The 7,553-nt window shown below is 70.8% G+C and carries 7 protein-coding genes; 3 read left to right on the forward strand and 4 right to left on the reverse strand.

Going from position 1 to position 7,553, the window contains the following annotated elements; all coding sequences use genetic code 11:
* Positions 1-8: 8 nt before the first annotated feature.
* Positions 9-491, reverse strand: coding sequence for a CarD family transcriptional regulator (locus AC3EO4_RS48495; RefSeq protein WP_181615762.1), 483 nt, complete (start codon positions 489-491; stop codon positions 9-11).
* A 240-nt stretch (positions 492-731) separates the two neighbouring features.
* On the opposite strand from AC3EO4_RS48495, the gene AC3EO4_RS48500 reads away from it, so the two are divergent.
* Complete coding sequence (locus AC3EO4_RS48500) at positions 732-1,313, forward strand: copper chaperone PCu(A)C (protein ID WP_431902814.1); 582 nt, start codon at positions 732-734, stop codon at positions 1,311-1,313.
* 768 nt (positions 1,314-2,081) lie between these two features.
* Here the strand turns inward: AC3EO4_RS48500 and AC3EO4_RS48505 are convergent.
* The gene (locus AC3EO4_RS48505; protein ID WP_379569308.1) at positions 2,082-2,774 is read right to left on the reverse strand and encodes a response regulator; all 693 of its coding nucleotides are present in this window, start codon (positions 2,772-2,774) and stop codon (positions 2,082-2,084) included.
* A 66-nt stretch (positions 2,775-2,840) separates the two neighbouring features.
* Positions 2,841-4,007 (reverse strand): sensor histidine kinase, encoded by a 1,167-nt coding sequence (locus AC3EO4_RS48510; RefSeq protein WP_379569727.1) that lies wholly within the window; start codon positions 4,005-4,007, stop codon positions 2,841-2,843.
* Positions 4,008-4,164: 157 nt separating this feature from the next.
* Here AC3EO4_RS48510 and phoU point away from each other — a divergent pair, with 157 nt between their 5' ends.
* Positions 4,165-4,809, forward strand: coding sequence for a phosphate signaling complex protein PhoU (gene phoU, locus AC3EO4_RS48515; protein ID WP_379569310.1), 645 nt, complete (start codon positions 4,165-4,167; stop codon positions 4,807-4,809).
* A gap of 166 nt (positions 4,810-4,975) precedes the next feature.
* Positions 4,976-6,406 carry a vanadium-dependent haloperoxidase gene (locus AC3EO4_RS48520; RefSeq protein WP_431902816.1) on the forward strand — a complete coding sequence of 477 codons (1,431 nt, stop codon included), beginning with the start codon at positions 4,976-4,978 and terminating at the stop codon, positions 6,404-6,406.
* A gap of 16 nt (positions 6,407-6,422) precedes the next feature.
* Here AC3EO4_RS48520 and AC3EO4_RS48525 read toward each other — a convergent pair whose 3' ends face one another.
* The gene (locus tag AC3EO4_RS48525) at positions 6,423-7,346 is read right to left on the reverse strand and encodes an SRPBCC domain-containing protein (RefSeq protein WP_379569729.1); all 924 of its coding nucleotides are present in this window, start codon (positions 7,344-7,346) and stop codon (positions 6,423-6,425) included.
* Between the last annotated feature and the right edge of the window lie 207 nt (positions 7,347-7,553).

The raw sequence follows: 7,553 nt of genomic DNA on the forward strand, positions 1-7,553 counted from the left end.
ATTGGTGTTCAGGAGTTGAGGACCTCGTCGAGCAGGGCCTCGGCCTTGTCCTCGTTGGTCTTCTCCGCGAGGGCCAGCTCGCTCACCAGTATCTGGCGGGCCTTGGCCAGCATCCGCTTCTCGCCCGCCGACAGGCCGCGCTCACGATCACGCCGCCAGAGATCCCGAACGACTTCGGCGACCTTGTTGACATCACCTGACGCGAGCTTTTCAAGATTCGCCTTGTAACGCCTCGACCAGTTGGTCGGCTCCTCGGTGTGAGGCATGCGCAGAACGTCGAAGACGCGCTCAAGGCCTTCTTGGCCGACGACATCGCGCACACCGACGAGTTCCGCGTTCTCCGCAGGCACCTGGACGGTAAGGTCGCCCTTGTCGACCTTGAGCACCAGGTAGGTCTTTTCCACACCCTTGATGGTCCGGGTCGTGATTTCTTCGATCCGAGCAGCCCCATGGTGGGGGTAGACGACAGTGTCGCCGACCTGGAAAGTCATGTGACAAGTACCCCTTCCGCTGTACTCCAGGGTACCACGCGTCCACAGCCTCCCGGAACAGTGAAATCACCATAACTGCAGGTCAAAGCCGCATATTACCACTTGACAACCGTTCAACTCTGTGAATCGCAGATCCTGACATAGCGAATGACCTGCGGGGGTGCGGATATGACCATGAACCCGGATGGATATGGTTGGCGCTGCCCCAACTCGCACGCGCGCCATAAGGAGAACCCGCCCGTGACCAGCCGTCGCTGGATTATCGCCGCCGCTGCGTTCCTTGCCGCACCGGTACTGGCCGGCTGTGCCGCCGGATTCGACGCCAACACCAACAAGCCGTACGCGCCGAACGAGGCCGCGGCCCTCATCCAGGACGGTTCGTACGGCGCACGCGGCGTCAAGATCCCGCAGGCCTTCGTCCTCGGCCCCGACTCGGGCGCCAGGCTCGCCCAGGGCGGCTCCGCCCCGATCTACCTGCACTTCGTCAACACCAACGGCGAGGCCGACTCGCTCGTGGGCGTCACCGCCGAGGGCCTCGGCACGGTGAAGATGGCCGCGCCGATCGCGCTGCCGAGCAACGAGGGCGTCAACACGGGCAAGCCGTCGCCCCAGCTGATGATCGAGGGCCTCACCAAGCCGCTCAGCGGCGGCGAGAGCGTCAAGCTCGCGCTGCAGTTCGCCAACGCGGGCTCGGTGTCGGTCACCGTGCCCGTGGTCACCCGCAGCCGGGAGTTCACCCAGTACCCGAGCGCGCCGGGCGCCACCCCCGCCCCGCCCACGCCGACGCCGACCGAGACGCACACCGCCGAATCCGGCCACTGACGCCCCGCCGGCGTCCCGCCGGGTCCGGCCACTGACGCCCCGTCGGTACGGCCCGCCCCGGCGGGCGCAGAACCGGCCCCAGCGTCCCGTCCGTACGGCCTGGCCCTGGGGGACGCAGAACCGGCCCCGGTCGCCCCGTCGGTACGGCCCGGGGACGCAGGACCGGCCCCGGTCGTCCTGTCTGTAGGCCCGGGGACGCAGGACCGGCCCCAGTCGTCGTAGGACCCCGTCCTGGGGGCGTCGTATGACCGGCTCCCAGGCGTCGGAGAAGCCGTCGCCGGGCGCCGCAGGGCCGGGGCCCGTGGGTCCCCTGACCCCGCTCCCCCGCGAGCTTTCGCGGGCGGGTGGCGAAGGTCGCCGGCCAAGCCCCGCGATCAGCGGCGCCGGAGTCCCTTCAGCGCCACACGCGAAGGCGGGACACCGGTCAGGGAATCTCTCCGGCAGCTCACACGAAGACGGACACCGGTGCGGGGAGTCCCTACGGCGTCGCACACGAAGACGGGACACCGGTCAGGGAGTCTCTCCGGCGCCGCGCGTAACGGCGGACAGCGGGCCGGGACTTCCGGCGCCGGACGCGGTACGAACATGATCCCCGGAGAGCTCCCGCACCACCCCGAACGGCCCTGGACGGGCTGGGCGGGACGGCAGGGGCTCCAGAGGCCCTCTCAGGCCCTCGCAGCCCCATCCTGACGAGCGAAACCCCGATCCTGACGAGCGAAACCCCGCCTGCCGTACCGGCAGGCGGGGTTTCTCGTCTCGGGGGAAGCGTCAGTCGTCCACGGGGTCGAACTTGTAGCCCAGCCCGCGGACCGTCAGGATGCACCGGGGATTGGACGGGTCGGCCTCGACTTTGGCCCGCAGCCGCTTCACGTGGACGTCGAGCGTCTTGGTGTCGCCCACGTAGTCGGCGCCCCACACCCTGTCGATCAGCTGGCCGCGGGTGAGCACCCGTCCCGCGTTGCGGAGCAGCACCTCGAGCAGCTCGAACTCCTTCAGCGGAAGCTGCACCTGCTCGCCGCGCACGGCCACGATGTGCCTGTCCACGTCCATCCGGACGGGACCGGCCGCGAGGACCGCCGACTCCACCTCCTCCACCGTGTCGCCCTGCCTCCGCAGTACCGCGCGGATCCTGGCGACCAGCTCGCGGGAGGAGAACGGCTTGGTGACGTAGTCGTCGGCGCCCAGTTCGAGACCGACCACCTTGTCGATCTCGCTGTCCTTGGCGGTCAGCATGATGACGGGCACCTTCGAGCGCTGCCGCAGCGAGCGGCAGACCTCGGTGCCGGGCAGTCCGGGGAGCATGAGGTCGAGCAGCACCAGGTCGGCGCCGCTGCGGTCGAAGGTGTCGAGGGCCTCGGGCCCCGTCGCCGCGACCGAGACTTCGAAGCCCTCCTTGCGGAGCATGTAGGAAAGTGCGTCGGAGAACGACTCCTCGTCCTCCACGACGAGCACTCGGGTCACGATCCCTCCTTGGCCGGGTTGGTGACCCGAGCGGTGGTGCGGTGTTTGTCGGTGGCTTCGCGACGCTCAGCCATTGGCGGCCTCCAGAGGTCGTTGAACGGGGACGGCGGAGCCGCCGAACGCGGGAAGGCGCATCGTGAACGTGGAGCCTGAACCTTCCTTGCTCCACACGCTCACCTCCCCGGCGTGGGCCACGGCGACGTGCTTGACGATGGCGAGGCCGAGACCTGTCCCGCCGGTCGCGCGCGACCTGGCGGCGTCGACTCTGAAGAATCTCTCGAAGATGCGCTCCAGCGACTCCTCGGGGATGCCGATCCCCTGGTCGCTGACGCTGATCTCGACGCAGTCGCCCGCAGGGCGGGCGCTGACGACGACTCTGGTGTGCTCGGGGCTGTAGGCGATGGCGTTGGAGATGAGGTTGCGCAGCGCGGTGACGAGCAGCTCGTCGTCGCCCCAGATGCGCAGCCCCTCGGTGCCGCCCGCCACCAGCGTGATGTCCTTGGCGATGGCCTTGGTGTTGCAGTGGTCTATGGCGTCGTGGACGGCCTCGTCGATCGCCACCTGTCCTGGCGTGGGGATGGGCTCGGCGCCCTGGATCCTGGACAGCGTGATGAGGTCCTGCACCAGGTAGGTCAGCCTGGCCGCCTCGTGCTGCATGCGACCGGCGAAGCGGGTCACCGCCTCGGGGTCGTCCGCGGCGTCCTGGATCGTCTCCGCCAGCAGGCTGAGCGCGCCGACGGGGGTCTTGAGCTCGTGGCTGACGTTGGCGACGAAGTCCCGCCTGACCGCCTCGACCCTGCGCCGCTCGGTCTGGTCCTCGGCGAGCACCAGCACCTGGCCGTGGGAGCCGAGAGGCGCCACGCGCACCGCGAAGTTGGTCACTTCCTGGCCGAACTTATGCCCCGCGACGTCGATCTCGCTCTCGCGGATCTCGCCGTCGCGCCGTACCTGCCTGGCCAGTGCGAGGAGTTCGGCCGCCATCAGCCGGTCACCCTTCACTAAACCGAAGGCCCTCGCGGCCGAGCTGGCGCGCAGCACGCGGTCGTGCGCGTCCAGCACTACCGCGGAGGAGGGCAGTACGGCCAGCACGGAGGCCACGCCCTGCGGCAGCGCGCCGGTCTCCGCGTCGTCGGCGTTCTCGCCCCTGTGCCGGACCTCGATCTGGTTCCGGTAGACAAGGACGGCGACGGCCCCGACGACGAAGCCGGCCAGAGCCGCGAAGCTCATGGCCATCTCACCCATGCGCATCCTTTCCTGCAGTCCTACACTGTCGATGGTAGGTGGGCTTGTCCTGGTTACAGACCCCTCACCAGGGGCTGAACGCTCTGTTTCCCGGAAAGTTCATCTCTCGGTCGGGGTTCGTTCATCGCGGTGCCCGTACGGTAACGACATGCGTGACGCTTACCACGAAGATCTCGATTCGCTCACCGACAAGCTGGTCGAGATGACCAGACTCGTCCGTTCGGCCATTTCGCGCGCCACCACCGCGCTCCTGGACGCCGACCTGCCGCTCGCGGAAAGCGTCATCTCCCACGACGAGGAGATCGACCGGATCTTCGCCGACGTCGAGGAGTCGATCTACGAGCTGATGGCCCGCCAGCAGCCCGTCGCCATCGACCTGCGCATGGTCATCACCGCGCTCCGCATGGGCACCGACCTCGAGCGCATGGGCGACCTGGCCGAGCACGTGGCCAAGGTCGCCAGGCTGCGTCACCCCGAGTCGGCGATCCCGCCGGAGATCCGCTCCACGATCCTGCAGATGGGCCAGATCGCCGAGAACCTCGTCACCAAGGCGGGCGCGTGCGTGGCCTCCCGTGACGTTGAGGCGGCCAAGGAGCTGGAAGCCGACGACGACGCGATGGACCGCCTGCACCGACGCCTGTTCAAGGAGATCCTGCACAAGGACTGGAAGCACGGCGTCGAGCCCGCGATCGACATCACGCTGATCGGGCGCTACTACGAGCGTTACGCCGACCACGCGGTGCGGGTGGCCGGCGACGTGATCTACCTGGTGACGGGGTCGCGTACCGCCTGAGCACGCCTGCGGCGCAAGGGGATGGAGGCTTCCATCCCCTTTTTGGCGTCCGCGACGGTAACAGGGAACTCTTACCTCCCCGATAGTCCGCTCACCAGTTCGAGTCGTGAGATCTTCGACGTCCTGCCCAGCACACGGGGGCCCGCTGACGCGAGGAGAATCCGCCATGCCCGTCAACCCGTCCTTACGCGCGCTCACGGTCGCCTTCGCGGCCGCGGGAGCGCTCGTCGTGCCCGCCGTACCGGCCCAGTCGGAGCCGGCGGCGCGCACCGTGGTGGTGCGCTGGAACGAGGCGCTGCTGTCGGCGATCCGCACGGGCACGCTCGGCCCGCCGATGGTGGCCAGGGCGCTGGCCGTCGTCCACACCTGCGCCTATGACGCGTGGGCCGCCTACGACCCGGTCGCCGTCGGCACCAGGCTCGGCGGCTCACTGCGGCGGCCCGAGGCCGAGCGCACGGAGGCGAACAAGGCCGAGGCCATCAGCTACGCCGCTCACCTGGCCGCCGTCGACCTCTATCCGGCCCAGCGGGCGAGCTTCGACGCGCTGATGGCCGAGCTCGGCCACGACCCTGCCGACCCGTCGAGCCTGCCCGCCCGCACCGGGCTCGCCGCGTGCACGGCGGTGCTCGACCACCGGCACGCCGACGGCTCCAACCAGCTCGGCGGCTACGCCGACACCACCGGCTACGCGCCCGTCAACGCGCCGATGGTCGTCGCCGACCCGCTCGCCTCGGTCGACGACCCCGGCCGCTGGCAGCCGCTCACCTACCGCAACAAGGCGGGCGCGGTCGTCACGCCGCCGTTCCTGGCGCCGCACTGGGGCGCGGTGACCTCCTTCTCCGGACGAGCGCGCGATCTCGCCGACCGCGTGCCCGCCCCCGCCGAGGACGGCACGCCCGCCTTCCGCGCGCAGGCCGCCGAGATCGTGTCGGGTACGGCGGCGCTGACCGACAGGCAGAAGGCGATCGCCGAGTACTGGGCCGACGGCCCGAGCAGCGAGACCCCGCCGGGCCACTGGTCGTTGTTCGCCCAGCAGGTGTCGGCGCGCGACCGGCACGGCCTCGACGCGGACGTGAAGATGTTCTTCGCGCTGGCCAACTCGGTCATGGACGCGGGAATCGCCTCATGGGAGGTCAAGCGCGATCACGACTCGGCCCGCCCGATCACCGCGATCCGCTTCCTCTACCAGGGCCGGCAGATCCGCACCTGGGGCGGCAGGACGATCGACGGCGCCACGTGGGTGCCCTACCAGGTGCCGACGTTCCCGACCCCGCCGTTCGCCGAGTACGTCTCCGGCCACAGCACGTTCAGCGCGGCCGCCGCCGAGGTGCTGCGGCGCTTCACCGGCGGCGACGCGTTCGGCGGCGGCGCGGCGATCGCGAAGGGCTCGTCGCAGGTGGAGCCGGGCGTGAGCCCCGCGTACGACGTGACACTGCGCTGGCCCACCTTCACCGAGGCGGCCGACCAGGCGGGGCTGTCGCGCAGGTACGGCGGCATCCACTTCCGTGCGGGCGACCTGCAGGGCCGTTCCCTCGGCCGCGCGGTGGGCAGCGCCGCGTGGGACCGCGCGAAGGCCTACTGGTCGGGCCGCGGCTGACCGGCCGGCGCGGGCGTCAGTCCTTGGCGGTCTGCCGGTCGAGGTGGGCGAGCGCCTCGGGCCATGCCTGTTCGTGGCCGTCGCGGGCGTCCGCGTCGGGGAATCCCGCGTGCGTGAGCCTGAGGAGGGTCCCGCCGTGACCGGGCGTCAGCTCGACCGTGACGACCGTCTCCTCGCCTCTGGTGCCGCCCGCGCCCGTGACCCAGGTCAGCTGGACGAGTCTGTCCCTCTCCAGCCGGAGGAACCGGCCGTAGTGCGGGTGGCGCCGCGCCTCGGCGGCCCCCTCCGGCCGGTGGACGGTCTCGAAGAAGAAGGGGGCGTTGACCTCGGCCCGCATCAGGACCGTCCCCTGCGCCGCGAACCAGCGGTCGAACTGCTCGGTCCAGGCCCTGAACAGGACGTCGGGCGGCGCGGCCATGGTCCGCTCGACCGCCAGGTCGAACGGCCTTGACGACAGGTCGGGCGGGCACACGGGCGCGGGCGCGGCCAGGAGCGAGGCGAGCTTGTCCAGGCACTCGGCCCAGCCGGCCCGCAGCCGCTCGCTGCTCCTGGGGGTGTCCAGCCGTTCGTGGCGCAGGATCACCTTGGTGGAGCGCGGTCCCGCCGCTCTGAGCTCGACGGTCACCAGGGACTCCGATCGGTCGACCGCCCGGTCCGGCCCGTCGTAGGCCCAGGTCATGACGATCCGCTCGCCGGGGACCAGCTCGCGGTACTCACCGGTCAGGACGTGCGGGTCGGGGTCTGGTCCCTCGACCACGGTGCGGTGGCGGCCACCCACGCGGGCGTCGGCCTCCGCCTCGGCGACCTCGTGGTCGCGCGGGGCGAACCAGCGCCGCAGCAGTGCCGCGTCGGTGAAGGCGGCGTAGACGGCGTCGGCGGGCCCGTCAACGGTGCGGGTCAGCCGCAGGAAGGCCTCTGGATTCTCCTTCGGATGCTCCATGGTCACGGCTCCCGCGCTCCCTTTGGACGTTGCGCCCGAGATTAACGCACGTGTCCGGTCTCAGCTCGGTGCCGTCGGAAACCGGAAGCGCGCGGGGCCTGCGCGGCGGGGGGGGGGGGGGGGGGGGGGGGGGGGGGGGGGGGGGGGGGAGGGGGGGGGGGGAGGGGGGGGGGGGGGGGGGGGGGGGGGGGGGGGGGGGGGGGGGGG

The sequence above is a fragment of the Nonomuraea sp. bgisy101 genome (assembly GCF_057708945.1).

Excerpts from the sequence above, each read along its gene's own strand:
- phoU (WP_379569310.1), top strand. The coding sequence starts at position 4,165 with ATGCGTGACGCTTACCACGAAGATCTCGATTCGCTCACCGACAAGCTG.
- AC3EO4_RS48510 (WP_379569727.1), bottom strand. The coding sequence starts at position 4,007 with ATGGCCATGAGCTTCGCGGCTCTGGCCGGCTTCGTCGTCGGGGCCGTC.
- AC3EO4_RS48495 (WP_181615762.1), bottom strand. The coding sequence starts at position 491 with ATGACTTTCCAGGTCGGCGACACTGTCGTCTACCCCCACCATGGGGCT.
- AC3EO4_RS48525 (WP_379569729.1), bottom strand. The coding sequence starts at position 7,346 with ATGGAGCATCCGAAGGAGAATCCAGAGGCCTTCCTGCGGCTGACCCGC.
- AC3EO4_RS48520 (WP_431902816.1), top strand. The coding sequence starts at position 4,976 with ATGCCCGTCAACCCGTCCTTACGCGCGCTCACGGTCGCCTTCGCGGCC.